We start from the raw sequence: 20,074 nt of genomic DNA on the forward strand, positions 1-20,074 counted from the left end.
TTGCCGCTCGACTTGCATGTATTAGGCCTGCCGCTAGCGTTCATCCTGAGCCAGGATCAAACTCTCCATTGTAAAGTTTCTATTTTATAAGTCGTTCTACCAGTAAAGTATACCGGTAAAACCCCTCTACTCAGGTTATTTCTTTTTCGCCTTACATCACTTCAAAGAACTTGTCTTTCTCATTAGAAAGATTGTCGGAATCGTTATTCCGAAAGCGAGTGCAAAGATCGGATTTTGTTTTTTCTTTCCAAAAATCCTCGAGAAAATTTTCTCGTTTTTTTCTTCGCTTTGAACTCTTTTTTCAATTTGTTTCAGGCCTTGTTCCTGAATGGGAGTGCAAACATAGAAGAGCAAAGCGGATTACGCAAGCCTTTACCAAACAAAAATTCCAATCTTTTTATCCTTTAGATTTTATCCTTTAAAAATCAGGACTTTCCTTTTTTGAAAAGCGGAACAGTACTACACGGCTCTCCAAACATTAGGCTTTTTGCTTCCTTTTGCAGAAGAGAAATCAACCGTCCATAGGCAAAAAGTGGTATCGGGAATTTTGAACACCCCTTAATCACTACGGGGCGATCTTTGAAGTCAGTAGGATCAATAGCCATTAAAGTAAGTTCGGCAATATGCTGCTCAAGACTATCCAACTCTCCTACGCAATACCCTTTGGCCACATCTTCCAGGTAGGTACAGACAAGCATATAAGCCCAGGTAGGAATGATAGCATCTACTGAACAAGTGACGGCAACCCACTTTTCAGAATAAACTGACCAATCAAAATCCTTCAAGGCTTGACGAAACTCCTTTTCACGTAAGATCAATTGTTGGAAAAGGAAATCCTTTAAATCAAATATTACCCTCTCCTCCTGTGGGTAGAACTCCTCCATATTCAGCGATATGATAGAACTGCTTGCCACTCGGTTGATTATTTCACTCATAAGCTTAGTAGAGGATTCTTTTTGGAATGGAGAGCTTTAAACTCTTTCAAATAGTTTGGAACGAAGTACGCAATATCTTCAAATGATTTTTCCGAAAATTTAGCATAAGCTAATTTTCCAAGATTCTTTGCTGAGACCGCTGGGGTTTCTAAAAAAACAGCATTTTGATGCATAATCACACTCCTAACTTTGGAAACTGCATCTCCGGAAAAGTAAACTTTCCCATTCTCCAAAAAGTCTTGATAAGCAAATTCATCTAAAACAACAGATTCGATAGAACTCAATTCTGCAAGATTCTCTCCAAAGACTTGGCTAAACACCTCCATCCTACGTGCATCCAAAACGGCAATACCAACTTCTCCCTGTGCATAGGTATGACCCGAGGCAATTGCCTGCAAGGTATTGATTCCTATTAAAGGTTTCCCCAATGCGAAAGCCAATCCTTTAGCGGTAGAAACACCGATGCGCAATCCCGTATAGGAACCCGGACCTTCAGATACAGCAATCGCGTCCAATCCATTATAACTAAGCCCTGCCTCAGAAAGAACTAGATCAATCAACCCCATCAGCTTCTCTGCATGCGCTCCGGATTCATTCAATTCCTTCAGACAAGTCAAATTCCCAGCATTATGCACTGCAACTGAGCAAACGGAAGTCGATGTCTCTATGGAAAGGATTTTTCCCATGATTATTTTGCAGAGGCAGTAAGGGTCTTAATGTATTTTGAAGATGTGTTGAGAAAGCTTTTTGCCAACTCGACTGCCGGATCTTCATCTAAGCCGGCTTCTATCATTCCTTCTTGGAAATAATATCTGGACACAATCTCTTCGCTTAGAATTTTCCGGATCTCCTTTTTGTGGGTATCGACATCATTTTCCTTACTGTGATTTACTTTGGCCTTGATAGCTTCCATCTGAGCCTTAATTTCCTCGTAGTAAGGTTCCTTCTCCACATACTTTTCCAAATCACTCAGAGATTTCTCAGTGTAGGTGGTATAATCGTAATCCTTGCCAATAAGAAACTTCTTAAAATCCTCATAATCCTGGTCGGTAATCTGGAAGGTCATGGGATTGGAAATTGACTTGTTTTTATAAAAATACTGAGTGGCAAAATCAAAGATATGATTTCCAGCCACAAGTGTGTAGGAGATCGGCGCATAGGTTATCTCCGAGACTTTTTCGTCAGGTTCGATGCCAGCCCCGTCCAATACAACTCTTCCATTAGCTGTCTTAAAAGCCTTACGCAAAGAATCCGGTACCGTAGTCACCGATCCATTTTCTCTTGACTGAGCATAATCGATCGCCTGAATACATCGCCCGCTGGGGATGTAATACTTTGCTGTGGTAATTTTTGCCTGGGCATTATAGGTCAATGGGATAGTCGTCTGTACAAGCCCTTTTCCAAAAGATTTTCTTCCCACCAAAACAGCCCGGTCATAATCCTGAAGTGCGCCTGCGACGATTTCGGCCGCCGAAGCACTTCGCTCATTGATCAACACCACCAATGGAATTTCTTTATCGATGGGAGTCTTGGTCGTTTTGTAGGTATAATTCACATTTTGAAGCTTTCCGATAGTTTTTACTACCTCTTTCCCTTTAGGAATAAAAAGATTGACTATTTCAACCGCTTCATTGAGCAATCCGCCTGGATTATCCCTCAAATCCAAAATCAATCGGTCAGCCCCCTGCGCTTTCAGAGCGACCAATGCGTTTCGGACTTCGGAAGAAGCATTGGTCGTAAAATCTGCCAATTTGATATATCCAGTTTTATCGTCAAGTTTTCCGTAAAAGGGAACATTCTTAAGGCTGATTTTCTTTCTGATCAATGAAAATTGAAGCGTATCCGTATTCCTTTTTACAGTCACCTTTACAGAAGTATTCGCAGGACCTTTTAAAAGCTCTGATACTTCCGAGGTAGATTTCCGAGCCACATCGATACTGTCAATCTTGATGATGAAGTCTGCGATTTTCAAACCTGCATTTTGAGCTGGAAAACCCGTATACGGCATCAAAATCATATTGCCCCCACCTCTATTTCCGATCAGGGCGCCTACACCCGCATACTCCCCAGTTGTCAACATTCTGAAATCATCGGATTCCTCCTCAGGAATAAACTCCGTGTAGGGGTCCAATTCTTCAAGCATGGCATTGATACCAATGGTCACCAATTCATCCGGATTGATCTCATCTACATAATAGGAATCTAGCTCCCGAATGAGTGTTGCGAAAATATCAATGTTCTTTGCCAAGGCAAAAAGCTTGTCATTCTTGACTTGAAATGCCAGAATTCCCGAAAAGAGGACCAACACAACCGGGATCCAAACGACCGGTCTCTTAAATTTTTGAATCATGCTCAGAGTGATTTTGGGATATTTCCTTTTGGAGTTTCTCAAGTGCCAGTTTCATTTTTGGCTCAATTTCTGAAAAACTCATTTCGGGATTTCCAACAAATATCAAGCCCAGCAAAATCCCATTTGAAGACAGAATTGATTTATTGAGTCGATATGCCTCTCTCATTCTCCTTTTTATGAAATTTCTACCACTGGCCTTTTTTATTTTCTTCTTGGAAACGGAAAACATTACCTGATTAGTTTGGCCATCAAGCTCTTTTTTGTTCAGAAAAAGAACTTTGAAAGGGTACAAAAAAAAAGAGGAACCTTCGTTAAAAAGTTCCTTGATAAGCTTTTCGGCATTAAGCCGCTCTGATTTTGGAAGTTTGAAATTCATCGCAAGGACTAGACTCGTATGTGAACATACGAAATGCCATCCAAAGAATTACTTCTTCAATGTCTTTTCGTCAGACACGGTCAACTTATGTCTGCCTTTTGCTCTTCTGGCTCTGATTACTCGTCTACCATTAGCAGTAGCCATTCTTTCTCTGAAGCCGTGCTTGTTTTTTCTTTTTCTGCGAGAAGGCTGGAATGTTCTTTTCATGATCGAATATCGTTATCTATTTGCTTCTATTGACTTTACCCCTTGGCATTGACCCCAAAAAGGACTGCAAAGATATGTACCATTTTCTTAAATACAAATCGGCTCTCTACATTTGTTTTGAGCATCAATCAGAAAGGCATGATTCATTATAAATTTTCCTGTTCCAACCCTTCCAGTCAGTTCTTAGAAATCGAGCTTTCCCTGGATTGCAAGGCAAATGAACACATTTTCCTCCAATTACCGGCTTGGAGAGCAGGGAGATATCAGTTGGCAAATTATGCCCAGAATATCAGGAGATTTAGGATAAAAGATGCCCAAGAGGAAAATGTTCTCTTTGAGAAAGCTTCCAAAGACCGATGGGAATTCCAAACTACAGAAAGCGGAAAAGTAACCGTTTGCTATGAGTATTGGGCAGGTAAAATGGACGCAGGGAGTGCTTGGGCAGATGAAGAGCAGATCTATGTCAATCTGATCAATTGCTGCTTTGAAGTATCGGGAAGGAGTGAGGAGGAGATCGAAGTTTCTTTGGATCTGCCCAAATTTCCAGAGCTAGTAAGTACTCTTTTGCCCAATGGCGCCTCAAGATGGAAAGCAAGAGACTTCCAAATGCTGGCCGATTCCACCATTTTGGCTGCTAAAAGCATCACCCATTGGAAGTATCAAATAGAATCAACTCTATTTCACATCTGGATTCACGGAGAGGTTCATTTTGACCAACAGCTTATTCTCAACCGATTTAAATCCTTCTCAAGGAAACTGATAGCTGATTTCGGAGAATTCCCGGAATTGGAATATCACTTTATCTTCCAACTCCTACCCTATGCCCATTACCATGGCGTGGAGCATCGTCGTGGTACGATCATCACATTTGGTCCAGCCGAATCCTTGATCGACCCAAATCAAATGGAGGAACTTTTGGGGATCAGCTGCCACGAGCTTTATCACGGATGGAATGTCTGTAGAATTCGTCCCCAGGAACTACTGCCCTATGACTTTTCAAAAGAGACTTACACCCGTACAGGCCTCATACTCGAGGGAATCACCACCTACATGGGGGATTTATATTTACTCAAATCAGATGTCTACGATTTACCCACCTACCTCAAGCATCTTGAAAAAATAATCGCCAGGGAATCCTCCAATTTTGGATGGAAAAATTACAACATCCTGGAATCCTCCTATGATTTATGGCTTGATGGATATGTGCCGGGGATTCCTGACAGAAAGGTAAGCATCTATACCCGTGGAGCTCTTTTAGCCTTGGGAATTGACATTCTTCTGATCAAAAACGGAAGTTCCCTAAGTGAAGTCATGAAACTACTTTGGGAAAAATTCGGCAAGCCGTTTATTGGATACCACTGGGAAGATTTTGAAAGTCTTATTTTCGGATCTTTCTCAGACCCTACAGAAATCCAAAGGTATTTTTCTGATTTTGTCTACGGATACCAAGACCTTTTTCCACAACTAAAATCACTGCTTGGTGAAATCGGATTGGAATTGAATGAAAAAAACGGAGAAGACAGACTGCTGCATAATTGGGGAATCCGAACCAATAAAGAGGGGCAGATCACCCAAATCCATCCTGATTCCAAGGCTTACTCCTCTTTGATGAGAAATGACAGGATTCTTGGCTATTCCGAACATGATACCCCATCCCTTAATTTGAAAATTGACCGATTGGGAAGAGAACTTCCTATAGAAATCCCCTTTGAAACCGGAAAATTTTTCCCTGAATTCAAACTGGAGATAGCCGAAAAAACAGCGCTGAGAGAAACATGGGGAAAATAAAAACAGCCTTCCAAATTGGAAGGCTGCATTACTCTTGAAACCGGAGTCAGAAAATCTTACTGGAAATCTGCCTCAGTAAGGGCCTGATTGAATTTTACTGAGGTCATTTGGGTAACTAGGGCCTCAGGGAGCATAGGATTCTTAATTTTCAATGTCATTGGAAATTTTACTCCATCTACCTCCTGGTAATTGCTATAGGTCACATCTCCTGTAGCGTCAGAACTAGTCCGAATTTTCAGATTGGATTCTGCTGAATAATACTCGAAAGTGACCATTCCATTTGGAGCAGAAATCTTGATTTTATGCGTCACCTCTTCTTCAATCTCTTCTGTCCCTTCATAAGAAAGTTCATATCCCATTTCTTCATATCTGGGTTCTGGAAAAACATAGGTCTGTGTTTTGATCATAGCAGTCAATTCGTCTGGAACCTCTTGGACCTGACCCATAGCCATAATCTGGGCTTTTCCATTCATCAATACGGTCTGCTGCATTACATTACCTCCTACCGAGGTTGACTGTAAAAGCCGTTCATTTTCACTGTCTGCCACGGTCTTGATGGTGATGGATTGTCCCATAAACGACGCTTCTCCAGTCATCGTCGCATTCTTGATAGAGGCAACCTTCTCCTTACCGCCCACAGCTTTGATGTAGTTGGAGATGATGGTTTGAGGATCGTTTTCTAGCAAGGGTTGCACAATCCCATTTTCAGCATTGGGCCCTTTGGCAAGAAGATCGCCTTGGATCGCAGAGATCAGCAAGGCTGAGACTAAAAGTGATTTGATATTCATAAGAGTTTAAATTAGTTGTCAAACAAAAAAACAAAAAGAGAGGAAAACCCTCTCCTTTTGACCTTAAATTAATTGATATCGCTGTCAGCAATTGGGACGTTTAGTTCCATCTTAGTCACTTTTGCCTCAAGAGGAACAGGGATCATGGGTGATTTGATGGTCCAAGTCATTGGCAAAAGGACTCCTTCTTTTTCCTGATAGTCGGAGTAGAAAGTATCACCTGAAGCAGGATTTTCATATTTGATTTTCAATCCTGACTCTTGAGCATAGTAATTGGTCAATTTGGCACCCGAAGCACTGGCTATGATGACCTTATAAGCAGGAGTACCGTCGACATCTTTGAGTCCATCAAATGTCAAGGAATACCCCATATTCTGGTAGATGGCCTCCGGAAAAAGGAAAGAATTCAACACCGCTTCTTCATATTGAGCAGGTTGCATTTCCTGATTTTGTCCCTGCATGGTCAGTGCGCCTTTACCATTTTCAATTTTGGTTTTAATCAGGACGTTACCACCAACAGACTGCTTCTGCGCATAGCGCTTGTTTTCCTGATCGTACACAAAAGAGATGTTTAGCGCAGTGCCCATCACACTGGCATCCATGGAGATTTTTGCCGTTTTGATTTGGGAGACTTTTTCTTTCCCGCCGATTGCCTTCAGGTAGTTTTCGATCACCTTTTCCGCAGTCATGTCTGCATCAGCTACCAACTGTTTGGCAGGCTGTCCCATGTTGTCATACTCAATGACTTCACCAAATTGAGCCAGTTTTTCTCTAATCTCGGAGCCATTGCCCACGGTAGTGATAATGAATTTGTCCGGATCGATCAGTCTCTTGGCTGTAGCGTTGATCTCATCGACCGTCAAGGCATTCAGTTTTTGCAAATAAGTGGCATAGTAATCTTTAGGGAGCTTGTATCGCTCCATATTCAAAGCAAAGTTGGCTACAGTGGCCGGCGACTCGAGCGATCTACCGAAGCTTCCAGCCAATTCAGCTTTTGCTTTTTGAAGCTCATCTTCGGTGACCCCTTTATCAACCAGATTTCGGATTTCGTAGATGAATTCATAAACAGCCGAATCCGTCACCTCTGTGCGCACCGAGGCACTGGCTGAAATGGTAGCCACCAACTTGTCCGCTCCGATGGAAGAATAGGCCCCGTAGGTATAACCTTTGTCTTCACGCAGATTCATAAAGAGCCTGGAAGCCGAACCGCCACCCAAAATCTGATTCAACACGCGGCTGGAAATGTAGTCAGTATCTCCGATTTTCATCTGAACGGGTTGAGTTACATTGATCACGGACTGCACAGATGAGCTTCGGTCCACCAAAGCCACCGCCTGCTTGGCAGCCCGCTCTGGCATAGGATAGGTGAAGGTAGGCACGTTTCCTTTTTCCCATTTCCCAAAGTATTGATTGACTACTTTTTCGGCTTCAGCCTTGGTCATGTCACCGACTATAGCCAAGTAGGCGATATTGGGTTTGAAATAGGTTTGGTAATATTTTTTGACGTCATCGACCGTGATGTTATTGATAGTCGCTTCTGATTGTGACTCTCCATAAGGATGATTCGGTCCGTAAAGTACCGCTCTGGAAAGTCTTCCAGAGATTGCATTTGGATTGTCTTTGCTCTGTGCCAATCCTGTCAGCGCCTGCTTTTTTAATTTATCTAATTCCTCCTGGGGAAAAACCGGATTATAGAGCACATCGGCCATCAGTTCGAGTATTTTTCCCTGATGTTTTTTCAGTGAAGAGGCAAACATTGATGTGGAAGAGGCACTGAGGCTCGCACCGATAAAGTCAATTTCCTGATCAAGTTGATCTTTAGTTCGGTTGGTTGTACCTCCCATCATCATTTCTCCGACAAAACTGGACATTCCAGCCTTGTCTTTTTCCAAAATGGGGTCCCTTTCCAACACTAGGGTAAATGATACACGGGGAAGTTTGGTATTGTTGACTACAAAAACCTTCAGGCCATTTGCCAAGGTAAAGGTTTCGGCGTCTTTGATTTTGATTTCAGGAGCAGGTCCTGCCGCAGGAAACTTGCTTCTGTCCACTTGCGCCATCAGGCCAAAAGAGACAAAAAGCAGCATTACAAAAGATATAGCTAATTTTTTCATTCTGATTTTTCGTTAAGTCCAAACAATTATTCAGTGGCTGGTTGAGCAGATTTAGGCAGGTAGTAAAGAACCACTCGGCCGTCCAAGTTCATATATTCCTTGGCCACACGCTGGATGTCTGCTTTGGTTACTTTGGCAAACTGATCCATCACCTGATTGATGTAATTGGTGTCACCGAAGATAACTTTGGCTTCAGCAAGATTTTCTGCCACACCAGCAATGGTCGAGTTGCTGCTCACTAGATCATTTTCAATTTGGTTTTTCAGCTTCGCAAAATCCTCATCGGTAATTCCGTTTTCCTGTACTTGCTTGAGCAATTTATCGATTTCCGTTTCGAGATCTTTGGCCTCCACTCCCATGTTGGCGATCCCGTACATCAGGAATAGGCCTCCATCTTCCAATTCCAAAGGAATAGCTGCTACTGCAAGTGCTTTTTGCTGCTTATCCACCAATTCTTTAGTCATCAACGATGAGTTACCACCGGTCAGGTAAGTCGAAAGCATGGACATCGCGTAGCTGTCGGGATGGTTTCTTGGAGGTAAATTGTAAGCTTGGATGACCGCAGGGATCTGGATATTGTCGTAAACGATGTCCCTTACTTCAGCCGTTTTCTTAGGCTCGGTCACGTTTGGTCTGTAGATTTCTTTGGCTCCTTTTGGGATTTCGGCGAAATATTTTCTCACCAAGTCCTCCGTCTTTGCATAGTCAATGTCTCCTGCGATCGTCAATGTCGCATTATTTGGCACATAGAAATCCTTATAAAACTGCTGAAACTCCTCGATGGTAGCTGCATTCAAGTGATCCAAAGAGCCGATCGGTGCCCAACGATATGGGTGTACGGTGTAAGCTCGGGCCAAGGTTTCGGTCAAAATCGAGCCATAAGGCTGATTGTCAATTCGCTGACGTTTCTCTTCTTTGACGACTTCTCGCTGTGTCTCCACACCGGTGATATCCACTTTGGAATGAAGCATTCGCTCGCTTTCCATGTAGAGCGCCAATTCCAGTTCGTTGGAAGGAAGCAACTCATAATAGTACGTGATGTCATTGGAAGTATAGGCGTTAAGTGTGCCTCCACGACCCTGAATGGTCGTCATAAACTCGCCCCGACCGATATTTTCAGATCCTTCAAACATCAAGTGCTCGAAAAAGTGTGCAAAACCTGTTCTTTCGGGGTTTTCATTCTTTGAACCTACATGATATAGTACCGAGGTGACCACGATCGGGGTGGTATTATCTTGATGCATGATTACATGCAGTCCATTGTCCAAGGTAAATTCCTTGAAATCAATCTTGTTTTGGGAGTAAGAAGGCCAAGCAAAAAGGCCTACCAACAATCCCAGAAGTATAGTTTTTTTCATGGTAAAAAGATTGGGTTAGTTATTCTCAAAAGGATAATACTGCAAGAAGCAATTTTTTGTTTAATTACAACTAAACATCCTTGTTAAGTTTTGATACAAGTTGGAAGGATTAATCTGAATTCTAAATTCCAAATCCATCATTGCAGAAATCCAAGGACAAGCGAAGAGGCTGCCCTTTTGAGAACAGCCCCTTTGAAAATTACGGATTAAGTCTGGCCAAAATCTCTTTGGCTTCATGCCATTTCAGTCTCGGCCCAAACTGACTTACTATTTTAGAGCTCGCCATAGAGGCCAGTTTTCCGCTCGAGGCATAGCTGTGTCCGTTGGTAATCCCATATAGGAAAGCTCCAGCAAACATATCTCCAGCCCCGTTGCTGTCTATGGCGGTGGTTTTGTAAGGCTCGATATCAATAAAGGTGTCCCCATCAAAGATCATTGCCCCGTTTTTACCCATCGTGATCACAAAATGCCTCGCATATTTTTTCATTTCTTCCCGTGCTTCAGCCAAGTTGTCTTTACTGGTGTAAAGCATCGCTTCTTCCTCATTTGCAAAAAGCAAATCCACACTTGGGCCAATCACATCATCAAAGTTGGCTTTGAAATACTTCACCATGGCAGGATCGGAAAAGGTGAGGGCGACTTTGGTGCCTGCTCCCTCCGCCACTTTTTTAGAGTAAAGCATCGCCTCTTTTCCATTGGGAGAAGTCACCAGATAACCTTCTATAAAAAGGTATTTGGAGTCTTTGATGGCAGATTCATGCACATCTTTAACCGAAAAATTTTGAGTAATCCCCAAAAACGTATTCATCGTCCGTTCGGAGTCTTCGGTTACCATCACCAGACATTTTCCCGTTATTCCATTTTCCAGACGCTCTGGAACCAAGGCAATATCCACTCCTGAATCATTCAGGTCCTGTAGATAAAAATGTCCCAATTCGTCATTGGCAACCCGGAAGCAATAGAAGGACTTTCCCCCAAACTGACTCACTGCCACGATGGAATTGGCCGCAGACCCACCGGCCTGCTTCTTAGCTTCGGTAGCATTTATGACATTCATCAGGGAGTTTTGGCGCTCTTCATCGACCAAGGTCATCAGGCCTTTTTCCACTCCGTTTTCAAAAAAGAACTGATCTGTGACTTTGAACTCAATATCTACCAAAGCATTTCCGATGCCTGTTACGTCGTATTTTTTCATTTATGTTTAATTGGAAAATTTAAAGATTGCAAAATTGGAAGATTGGTCAGAAAGCTGGGTTTTACTTCATAATTCGAAATTCGATGTTCGCTATTCGACATTAATCTTGGTAAGCTCAATTAGGAGAATCAGGTTTGAGGTTCGAAATTGTGTCGTAAATCGTCCTTCGTAAATCGTCAATCAAAGATCGGGTGTCTTTCAAACGGCTTTTCCCGATCAAACAAGTATCGATAGGTATGATGAGTCTTGTAGATCGTTGCCAGCAGCTGTTCACAAACCCGCATCATCTTGGGATTGAAGTCCCCGATCCAGTTCATTTCGATGGTTTTATAAGGGAAAGACGACTTGCCACTCATCTTGTCGTAGCTGATGATCATGGCGCTTTCCACGCCTTTGCCCTGATGCTCCGGCACTACGCCAAAGACCAGACCGAGCATTTTATTGGGCGGAAAAAATGTCTTGTACCAAAGGAACTTCAGCTTTCCGATCAGGTCCATTTTTCCATTCACATGCTTGAAAATCTGATTGATCTCAGGGATTTGGATGAAAAAGCCCACCGGTTCCCCTTTGTGAAAAGCAAAGTAGATCAATCGCGGATCGATGATCGGTTTCATCTTGCCAAACATCAATTGGGCCTCCTTCAAGGCGATCGACTTGCCCATGTGGCGAGCCCAAGCTTTGTTGTATACGGTCATGAAGTACTCCGGTGCTTTTTCCTGAAGCTCTTTTCCTTGGATGTACCGAAAGGAGTAATCCGGATTAGCCATGATGGCATTGGCCCGCTGGATCATTTTCTCATCAAAACCCAAATCCTGCACCGGACGCATGTAGGTGTACTGCTTAAAATAGAGTTGGAAGCCGTAGTCCTCGAAGAACTTCTGGTAGTAGGCGAAGTTCCAAGGCATGTTGTAATTCGGTTCGGAAAATCCATCGACCAACAGCCCCCACCACTTATCCCGCTCTCCGAAATTGATCGGACCATCCATCGCCTCCATGCCTTCGCTCTGAAGCCAAGCTTTTGCGGTATCGAAAAGGAGAAAAGCAGCTTCCTGGTTGTCGATGCATTCGAAGAAACCCACACCTCCTGTAGGCTGCTTTTCCTTCATCTTGGGATTGATAAAGGCGGCAACTCTGCCAATAACTTGTCCCTTTTCATCCTGTAGTAACCATCTTTTGGCTTTGGCTCCGTTTCGGAAAAGTTTGTTGGTCTCGGGTTGAAAAAGTCCCTCAATGTCATTGTCTAGCGGTCGGATCCAATTTTTTTCATTCTTGTAAAGCCTCACCGCCATTTCGATAAACTCTTTCTGATGGGCGGGAGTGGTGACTTCGATCAGCTTCATTCGGGGGATTTTAGATCGGCTAAATTAGGAGATCGGGGGGAAAGGGCAAAAAGTAAGTACTAAGGTTGGCTTGCTTCTACAGATGCATGACTAAGTCAATTCTAAAACCAAATCAAAATAACCAACTCTCTCATTACCATAATCAGACCACATGCCATCAATGCGTAGATGAATGCATTTCTCTGGAATTTGTATAAGAAATTGAATTTGTGAAATCCTACTTTATCGGGCTTTATGACCTGTCTATACCTATAATAACCCCAGCCGAAAAGAACTAATCCAATTAAGATTTTTAAAAAAACAGGAAGATCATTCATAAATATCCCTTCGATGTCCAATAGCAATAACCTCAATGGTTAGGATGCTATCCTCTATTTCATAAATAATTCGGTAATCCGATACTCGAATTCGAAAGGCGTCTCTGCCTTTCAACTTTTTATATCCTACAGGTCTTGGATTTTCAGCCAAATTATAAATGGCCTCTTTTAAGCTTGAAAAATAAGGTTCTGGAATCTTGGAAAGAGATTTAATCGCAGACTTCTTTATGGCTATTTGGTAAGCCATTATTTTTCTTTTCGGAGAGTTTCGATCATTTCAAAAGCCTCGTCAATGGGAAGGGAGGATTCATCGGAATTCTTGACTTGGTCATAAAGTTTGATATCCTCCAATTCTTCGATCTTTTCAACCATTGCTTCAAACTCTTTTAAAGAAATCACCACGGAAATCTTATTCCCTGCATGGTCTGTGATGTATTTAGGATTGATTATCAGCATGATGAAAGTTAGCAATTTTGCTGTATACTCCTAAAACGAAAAAAGGGAGAATTCAGCTCCCAATTCTCCCTTTTCTTTTTGTTTATTCCTCCACCGTCGCATACAGATCAAACTCCGTCGCATCAAATACCTTGGCTTGCACAAAATCTCCCACTCGGCAATAGAACTTGGAGGCATCGATCAGCACTTCATTGTCCACTTCGACAGAGTCAAATTCGGTTCGGCCGACGAAGTAGCCTCCTTCTTTTTTATCGATCAGGACTTTGTAAGTTTTGCCGATTTTCTCTTGATTGAGGTCGTAGCTGATTTGCTCCTGCACTTCCATCAGGTGATTAGCGCGGTCTTGCTTTTCTTCCTGTGAAAGTTTGTCTTCCATCGAGTAGGCATGGGTATTTTCCTCATGAGAATAAGTAAACACACCCAATCGCTCAAATTTCATCCGCTCCACAAAGTCCACCATCTCCTGGAATTCTTTTTCACCCTCACCCGGATGTCCGGCAATCAGAGTCGTACGAATCGCAATCTCCGGAATCATCTCGCGGATGCTGTGGATGAGTTCTTCCTGCTTCTCCCGGGTGGTACCTCGACGCATAGCCTTCAGCACATCAGTCGAACCGTGCTGCAAAGGAATATCGAGGTACTTGCAGATATTCGGACGCTCTTTCATCACCTCGATCACATCCATCGGGAAACCCGTCGGGTAGGCATAGTGAAGGCGAATCCAGTCGATTCCCTCCACGTCGGAGAGGTTGCGAAGGAGTTCGGCAAGATTTCTTTTTTTGTAAATATCCAAACCGTAATAGGTGGAATCCTGGGCAATCAGCAATAATTCCTTGGTTCCATTGGCGGCTTTGTGCTGGGCTTCTTTGACCAATTCCTCGATGGGTCTGGAGATGTGTCCTCCACGCATCAAAGGAATCGCACAGAAGGAACATGGCCGATCACAACCTTCGGAAATCTTCATGTAGGCGTAGTGGGCCGAGTGAGTCAACAGACGCTCACCCACCAACTCATGCTTGTAGTCTGCCTTAAATTTTTTCAAAATCGCAGGCAAATCACGCGTGCCAAAAAATGCATCCACCTGAGGGATTTCCTTTTCCAAATCGTCCTTGTAGCGTTGAGAAAGACAGCCGGTCACGTACACCTTGTCCACCAAACCCTGCTCCTTGGCATCCACATACTGGAGGATGGTATCGATCGACTCCTGCTTGGCATTGTCGATGAATCCGCAGGTGTTGATAATAATGATGTTGTTGTCATCGGAGTTGGACTCGTGGCTGGCGTTGATGCCGTTTCCTCTGAGTTGGGTCAGCAGGACTTCGGAATCCACCAGATTTTTGGAGCAACCCATGGTGATGATATTGACTTTGTCTTTCTTTAATGTTCTCGCTTTCACAGAATTCGCTTCGATTTGGGTGGGCAAAGGTAATTAAAAAAGGGTTGAAAAGGTTCGCTGGTTCAAAAGTTCTGAAGTTGCTTCGTCCTCAGAGCATAGCAATTTTCCAATATTTCAATTTTTCAATCTTCAAATCCTCCCACTTAACACTTTGATAAAACAAGCTTAACGCAAGATGTCGTACTCGGGGAAAAGCTTTGTCTAATTTTGAACCGTACAGCAAATACTTTTTAACTCCTTGCATTTACTTTTTGCCCCGATGTGAATCGGGGCGCTATGCAAGGGAGTTTCGATTTCGGATTTTTTGATTTCGGATGTCGGATTTTAACTACCCAAACAACAAAATTTAAATCTGTGTAAATCTGTGACTTTTTCTGTGTCCATCTGTGGGAACCCCTGGCCTATCAATCTAAAAATCTACAATCCCAAAAATCTTTTGCCGATTTCGGGGCATAGAGTACCTTAGATTCCCAAATCGAATCGTATGGAATTCACTGCCCCAAATGCCCAAATACTGACTTTTGACAGAAAAAATTACTCCGACCAAACCCTCCTCAAGCTCTACGAATCGCTGATCATGCCCCGTCGGATTGAGGAGAAAATGCTTATTCTCCTCCGTCAGGGAAGAATAAGTAAGTGGTTTAGCGGATGGGGACAGGAAGCCATCTCCATCGGTGCGGTGAATGCCTTGGCGCCCGATGAATTTATCCTGCCCATGCACCGAAACTTAGGAATTTTCACGGGTCGGGACATGCCTTTGGAGCGGTTGTTTGCACAGTTTCAGGGGAAAAAATCAGGCTTCACCAAAGGTCGGGATCGCTCGTTCCACTTCGGAAGTATCGAGCACCACATCGTGGGAATGATCTCCCACCTCGGTCCTCAGCTAGCCATCGCAGATGGGATCGGTTTGGCACATAAACTTACCGAGGAAAAGAAAGTAACGCTGGTCTTCTCCGGAGACGGGGCAAGTTCAGAAGGTGACTTTCACGAAGGATTGAATGTGGCGGCAGTTTGGAAATTGCCGGTGATTTTTATCGTCGAGCACAATGGCTACGGACTTTCCACCCCTAGCGAGGAGCAGTTTGCCTTCAAATACTTCACCGAAAAAGGCCCTGGCTATGGCATGGAAGCAGTTCGGGTGCAGGGAAACAATGTCCTGGATGTCTATGACACCATTCTAAGATTGGCGGAAGACATCCGCGAAAACCCAAGACCTGTTTTGGTCGAAGCCATCACCTTCCGAATGCGTGGCCATGAAGAAGCTTCCGGTACCAAGTACGTACCCAAACACCTGATGGAAGAATGGGCTCAACTCGATCCGGTGGACAATTACGAAGCCTATTTGGAATCCATCGGGGTTCTCGATGCTGCGACCAAAGAGAAATTGAATAAAAAGGTCAAAAAAGCGATCAATGATGCCTTGGAGATCGCCTTTGCCGAGGAAGCCATCACGCCAAACTTGGAGGAAGAACTGGCAGATGTCTATGCACCATTTACCCAAATAGTCATCGCTCCGGAGGGCCCAAGTACCGAAAAGCGCTTCATCGATGCCATCAGCGACGGACTTCGTCAATCCATGGAAAAATATCCCAATCTGATCCTCATGGGTCAGGACATTGGAGAATATGGAGGTGTGTTCAAAATCACGGATGGCTTCAAAGCCCAATTCGGAGGTGAACGGGTCCGCAATACGCCACTTTGCGAAAGCGCCATTATCGGTGCTGGACTCGGGCTCTCGATCAAGGGCTACAAAGCCATGGTCGAGATGCAATTTGCAGACTTTGTGAGCGTGGGCTTCAACCAAATCGTGAACAACCTGGCCAAAATCCACTATCGTTGGGGCCAAAATGCAGATATGGTGGTTCGGATGCCAACCGGTGCCGGAACGGCTGCAGGACCGTTTCACTCTCAATCCAATGAGGCCTGGTTTTTCCATACTCCGGGATTGAAAATCGTCTATCCCTCCAATCCACACGATGCGAAAGGCCTACTCAATGCGGCTTTGGAGGACCCCAACCCCTACCTCTACTTCGAGCACAAATTGCTTTATCGTTCCATCTCGGGACCTGTACCGGAGAGCTACTACACCGTGGAAGTAGGAAAGGCAGCTTTGGCACAAGAAGGCACCCAAGTTTCCATCATCACCTATGGCATGGGCGTACATTGGGCGATTAAAGCAGTCGAGGAACTCGGGATTTCAGCAGACATTTTGGACTTGAGAACCCTCCTGCCTTGGGATCAGGAAGCGGTAGCTGCGACGGTGAAAAAGACCGGAAAGGTGATTTTCCTCCACGAAGACACCTTGACGGGAGGCATCGGCGCGGAGATCTGTGCATGGATTTCCGAGCATTGCTTCCGCTGGCTGGATGCTCCAGTGATGCGGGAAGGTAGTTTGGATACTCCTGTACCTTTTGCTCCGAGTTTGGAAAAGCAGTTTTTGCCGGCGGAGCGGTTTAAGGGGAAGTTGAAGGAGTTGCTGGAGTTTTGAGAGTTGGGAGGTTAGGAAGCATTTTTAAATTTTCAATGATCAAACTCAATGAACAATTAACAATGAATTACCTTGAAAATTGAGAATTGGTGATTGAAAATTGGACATTGAAAATTGGTCATTTTGTCCGTCGTAATTCTAAAATCGTAAATCGTACATGATAATCAGACAGCTATCCAAAGAAGAACTCACCAAAGTTCAGTCCATCGCTCTCCGCACCTGGCCATCGACTTTTGCCAATATTCTGAGCACGGAGCAGATCGAGTACATGCTCAATTGGATGTATTCGATCGAAATGCTGGAATCACAGTTTGAAAAGGGACATACCTTTTTGCTTGCTGAAGAAGATGGAAAAGAACTCGGATTTGCGGGTTTTGAACTGAATTATGCTGAGGGACCAAAGGCCAAGCTGCACAAAATCTATCTTTTACCGGAAGCGCAGGGAAAAGGAGCCGGAAAGGCCTTAATCCTCGAAGTAGCCGACCGGACCAGAAAAGTAGGTCAAAAAAGCCTACTCCTCAACGTAAATAAGTACAATCAAAAAGCCATTGATTTTTACTTGAAAATGGGTTTTCAGGAGATTTACAAAGAAGTAATCGACATCGGAAACGGCTATGAGATGGATGATGTGGTCATGGAGCTTGATCTTTAAGGCACTTATTTATGCTACTTCTCCGAAAGCAGAATTTTCATCCAGTTTCCGGAAAAGCAGGGCTTCCATAAAAAAGGTTTGAAGGCAAGAAAAAGGTTGAAATCTGAATGGAGCCAACTCCCCCTTTTCAAGGGGGCAAGGGGGATTTTTAAAGAAATGAAGTTTTATCTACCCTATTCCTCAACTCCCAATCATCGATAAAACTGTCAATTTCCCTTAATACCAATGGCATTGATTTCTTTACTTCGATATCCAAAAATCTCAAAAACGACAATCCCATACTTTCAAGAATTCGCTGCCTCTCCAGATCCTCCCCTACTGTTTCTTCATAGAAATGCGAGTCTCCATCAATTTCAATTACCAGATTGAGTTTTCGACAATAAAAATCGACAATGTAGTTACCCAAAGGTTTCTGACGATTGAATGAATACCCTCTGAATTGACTTGCTCGAAGCTTTTGCCATAATAGAATTTCAGCCAAGGTGGAATGAGACCTAAGCTCCCTTGAAAAATCCTTTAGGTTTTTGTTATAGGGTAAAAATTGCATGGAACAATTTAAGAAATGTGGCTTAAAATCCCCCCTAGCCCCCTTGAGAAGGGGGAATTGCCTCGAACTGAACTTCAAGAATAATTGAAAGAATCAATCATTTATTCAATAAAGTCAATATCTCCACACATAGTTAAAGCTGCCAAAAAAAGCCCGAGAGTCTCAATTCCCGGGCTTTTGCTTTTTTACTTCAACTCTACCTGCTCGATCTTACTGTTATCTCCTCTGATCTCCTGATACTTTTTCTTCATTTCTTCCAGTTTTTCGGGGTTGGATTGGGCAAGGTTGGTTTTCTGTCCTGGATCTTCTTTAAGATTGTACAGCTGATAATCCGGAGAATTCCCCATTTCGATATTGACATTCTTCTCTACGGCTGGTCCCGGATAGGGAGGAATCATCACCCAATCTCCCGCTCTCAGGGCAGTTTTAGTGTAAGCTTCTAACACAAAGGAATCCCTTCCTTTTTGGCTTTTGCCCATAAATACTTCCAGCAGGTTTTGGCTATCTGGACCAATTTCTTCGCTCCCCACCAGAGCAGCCAAGGAAGCCAATAGATCAATCTGCGTCACCAACGCATCTGATACCCCATGCTGGATGATTCCTTTCCAATAGGTTACAAACGGAACACGTGTACCTGCTTCGTACAGGGAATATTTACCTCCTCGGAATGGCCCTGCAGGAGTGTGATCTCCAAGCTTTTCTACGGCATCATCGTAGTAGCCGTCATTCAATACGGGACCATTATCGCTGGAGAAAATAATCAGGGTATTTTCCAAAACCCCTTCTTCTTCCAAGGTCTTCAGCATTTCTCCAATTACCCAATCCGCTTCCAAAATCACATCCCCACGAGGTCCCATCCCGGATTTCCCTTCAAATCTCGGATGTGGAGTTCGCGGTACATGTGGCTGCTGCATGGGGAAAAACAAGAAAAACGGTTTGTCAGATTTAGCTTTTTCATGGATATACGCTTTTCCCTTCTCAAGAAAATGATCCGCCATATCCACATCACTCCACTTGGCACTGTCGCCTCCTTTCATATAGCCGATTCTTGGAATACCATTCACGATGCTGTTATTGTGGCCGTGATGCCACTTCATGGTTAGCAGTTCCGGATTGGAAATAGCCGTAGGTTCGCCATCAAAGTTTTTGTCGTAATCTACCTGAATTGGGTCTTTAGGATCCAAATTCACCACACGACCATTTTCGATATACACAGTAGGAACCCGGTCCTGAGTCGCTGCCAAAATATGGGAATGATCAAATCCCACATGGTTGGGACTTGGGGAGATTTCCTGATTCCAGTCCACGAAACCAGTACCTAAACCTAGGTGCCACTTTCCGATCACGGCAGTTTCATAGCCCTGTTCTTTTAGCATTTTTGGAAGCGTCATCTGAGCCGTATCGATGATCAGAGGGGCTGTGCCGGGGAGAATTTTGGCATCTTGATTTCTCCAAGGATAAGTTCCGGTCAAAAGTGCATAGCGGCTGGGCGTACAGGTTGCGGATGAAGCATAGCCGTTGGTGAATCTCAATCCTCCATTGGCCAAGCGGTCCATATTCGGAGTCTGAAGTGTACCTACTCCATAGGCGCTGACATCGCCATAGCCAAGGTCGTCGAGGTAGATCAACACAATGTTTGGTTTTTGCTGGGCATTAGTTTGGATGACTAGAATAAAGAAAAAAATAAGAGCAGGAGACAAGTTTTTTCTGATCCATGAAAGCATAAATTCTGAAGGTTATTTTGGGAAAATGATCTCCCTAAATTGA

18 protein-coding genes and 1 rRNA gene are annotated in these 20,074 nt (G+C 43.7%); 3 read left to right on the top strand and 16 right to left on the bottom strand.

Going from position 1 to position 20,074, the window contains the following annotated elements:
* The 6 genes from CLV31_RS19970 to rpmH all read right to left on the bottom strand — a co-directional run.
* A 16S ribosomal RNA gene (locus CLV31_RS19970) occupies positions 1-72 on the bottom strand; the annotation flags it as partial.
* A 353-nt stretch (positions 73-425) separates the two neighbouring features.
* Positions 426-935 carry a DUF2480 family protein gene (locus tag CLV31_RS19975; RefSeq protein WP_111394857.1) on the bottom strand — a complete coding sequence of 170 codons (510 nt, stop codon included), beginning with the start codon at positions 933-935 and terminating at the stop codon, positions 426-428.
* Positions 932-1,621, bottom strand: a complete 690-nt coding sequence (tsaB, locus tag CLV31_RS19980) for a tRNA (adenosine(37)-N6)-threonylcarbamoyltransferase complex dimerization subunit type 1 TsaB (protein WP_111394858.1) — start codon at positions 1,619-1,621, stop codon at positions 932-934. The genes CLV31_RS19975 and tsaB overlap by 4 nt, the downstream gene beginning before the upstream one ends.
* Positions 1,622-1,623: 2 nt before the next feature.
* Positions 1,624-3,285 (bottom strand): S41 family peptidase, encoded by a 1,662-nt coding sequence (locus CLV31_RS19985; protein WP_181452677.1) that lies wholly within the window; start codon positions 3,283-3,285, stop codon positions 1,624-1,626.
* A complete protein-coding gene (gene rnpA, locus CLV31_RS19990; RefSeq protein ID WP_111394859.1) occupies positions 3,269-3,661 on the bottom strand; it encodes a ribonuclease P protein component in 393 nt (130 codons plus the stop codon). The genes CLV31_RS19985 and rnpA overlap by 17 nt, the downstream gene beginning before the upstream one ends.
* 48 nt (positions 3,662-3,709) lie before the next feature.
* On the bottom strand, positions 3,710-3,868 hold the full coding sequence (gene rpmH, locus CLV31_RS19995; protein ID WP_111394860.1) for a 50S ribosomal protein L34: 159 nt from the start codon (positions 3,866-3,868) through the stop codon (positions 3,710-3,712).
* Positions 3,869-4,006: 138 nt separating this feature from the next.
* Between rpmH and CLV31_RS20000 the strand changes: the two genes are divergently transcribed.
* Complete coding sequence (locus CLV31_RS20000) at positions 4,007-5,656, top strand: M61 family metallopeptidase (RefSeq protein WP_146250943.1); 1,650 nt, start codon at positions 4,007-4,009, stop codon at positions 5,654-5,656.
* A gap of 56 nt (positions 5,657-5,712) precedes the next feature.
* On the opposite strand, the gene CLV31_RS20005 is transcribed toward CLV31_RS20000, so the two are convergent.
* From CLV31_RS20005 to rimO, 8 genes are all read right to left on the bottom strand, one after another.
* Positions 5,713-6,444 carry a LolA-like protein gene (locus CLV31_RS20005; RefSeq protein WP_111394862.1) on the bottom strand — a complete coding sequence of 244 codons (732 nt, stop codon included), beginning with the start codon at positions 6,442-6,444 and terminating at the stop codon, positions 5,713-5,715.
* Positions 6,445-6,512: 68 nt separating this feature from the next.
* Positions 6,513-8,558 carry a M16 family metallopeptidase gene (locus CLV31_RS20010; RefSeq protein ID WP_111394863.1) on the bottom strand — a complete coding sequence of 682 codons (2,046 nt, stop codon included), beginning with the start codon at positions 8,556-8,558 and terminating at the stop codon, positions 6,513-6,515.
* Positions 8,559-8,584: 26 nt separating this feature from the next.
* Entirely contained in the window at positions 8,585-9,916 is a 1,332-nt protein-coding gene (locus CLV31_RS20015) for a M16 family metallopeptidase (protein ID WP_111394864.1), read from the bottom strand.
* Between the two features lie 199 nt (positions 9,917-10,115).
* Positions 10,116-11,111, bottom strand: a complete 996-nt coding sequence (locus tag CLV31_RS20020; RefSeq protein WP_111394865.1) for an adenosine kinase — start codon at positions 11,109-11,111, stop codon at positions 10,116-10,118.
* A gap of 176 nt (positions 11,112-11,287) precedes the next feature.
* Positions 11,288-12,451 carry a hypothetical protein gene (locus CLV31_RS20025; protein WP_111394866.1) on the bottom strand — a complete coding sequence of 388 codons (1,164 nt, stop codon included), beginning with the start codon at positions 12,449-12,451 and terminating at the stop codon, positions 11,288-11,290.
* Positions 12,452-12,760: 309 nt separating this feature from the next.
* The gene (locus CLV31_RS20035; RefSeq protein ID WP_220084360.1) at positions 12,761-13,015 is read right to left on the bottom strand and encodes a type II toxin-antitoxin system RelE family toxin; all 255 of its coding nucleotides are present in this window, start codon (positions 13,013-13,015) and stop codon (positions 12,761-12,763) included.
* A complete protein-coding gene (locus CLV31_RS20040) occupies positions 13,015-13,224 on the bottom strand; it encodes a hypothetical protein (RefSeq protein WP_111394869.1) in 210 nt (69 codons plus the stop codon). The genes CLV31_RS20035 and CLV31_RS20040 overlap by 1 nt, the downstream gene beginning before the upstream one ends.
* An 82-nt stretch (positions 13,225-13,306) precedes the next feature.
* On the bottom strand, positions 13,307-14,620 hold the full coding sequence (rimO, locus tag CLV31_RS20045; RefSeq protein ID WP_111394910.1) for a 30S ribosomal protein S12 methylthiotransferase RimO: 1,314 nt from the start codon (positions 14,618-14,620) through the stop codon (positions 13,307-13,309).
* Between the two features lie 484 nt (positions 14,621-15,104).
* Here rimO and CLV31_RS20050 point away from each other — a divergent pair, with 484 nt between their 5' ends.
* Complete coding sequence (locus CLV31_RS20050; protein ID WP_111394870.1) at positions 15,105-17,108, top strand: alpha-ketoacid dehydrogenase subunit alpha/beta; 2,004 nt, start codon at positions 15,105-15,107, stop codon at positions 17,106-17,108.
* A gap of 157 nt (positions 17,109-17,265) precedes the next feature.
* Complete coding sequence (locus tag CLV31_RS20055) at positions 17,266-17,760, top strand: GNAT family N-acetyltransferase (protein ID WP_111394871.1); 495 nt, start codon at positions 17,266-17,268, stop codon at positions 17,758-17,760.
* Positions 17,761-17,908: 148 nt separating this feature from the next.
* Here CLV31_RS20055 and CLV31_RS20060 read toward each other — a convergent pair whose 3' ends face one another.
* Positions 17,909-18,307, bottom strand: a complete 399-nt coding sequence (locus CLV31_RS20060) for an endonuclease domain-containing protein (protein WP_111394872.1) — start codon at positions 18,305-18,307, stop codon at positions 17,909-17,911.
* A gap of 185 nt (positions 18,308-18,492) precedes the next feature.
* Positions 18,493-20,031, bottom strand: coding sequence for a sulfatase family protein (locus CLV31_RS20065; protein ID WP_111394873.1), 1,539 nt, complete (start codon positions 20,029-20,031; stop codon positions 18,493-18,495).
* Between the last annotated feature and the right edge of the window lie 43 nt (positions 20,032-20,074).

The organism is Algoriphagus aquaeductus (assembly GCF_003253485.1).
Lineage (GTDB): Bacteria > Bacteroidota > Bacteroidia > Cytophagales > Cyclobacteriaceae > Algoriphagus > Algoriphagus aquaeductus.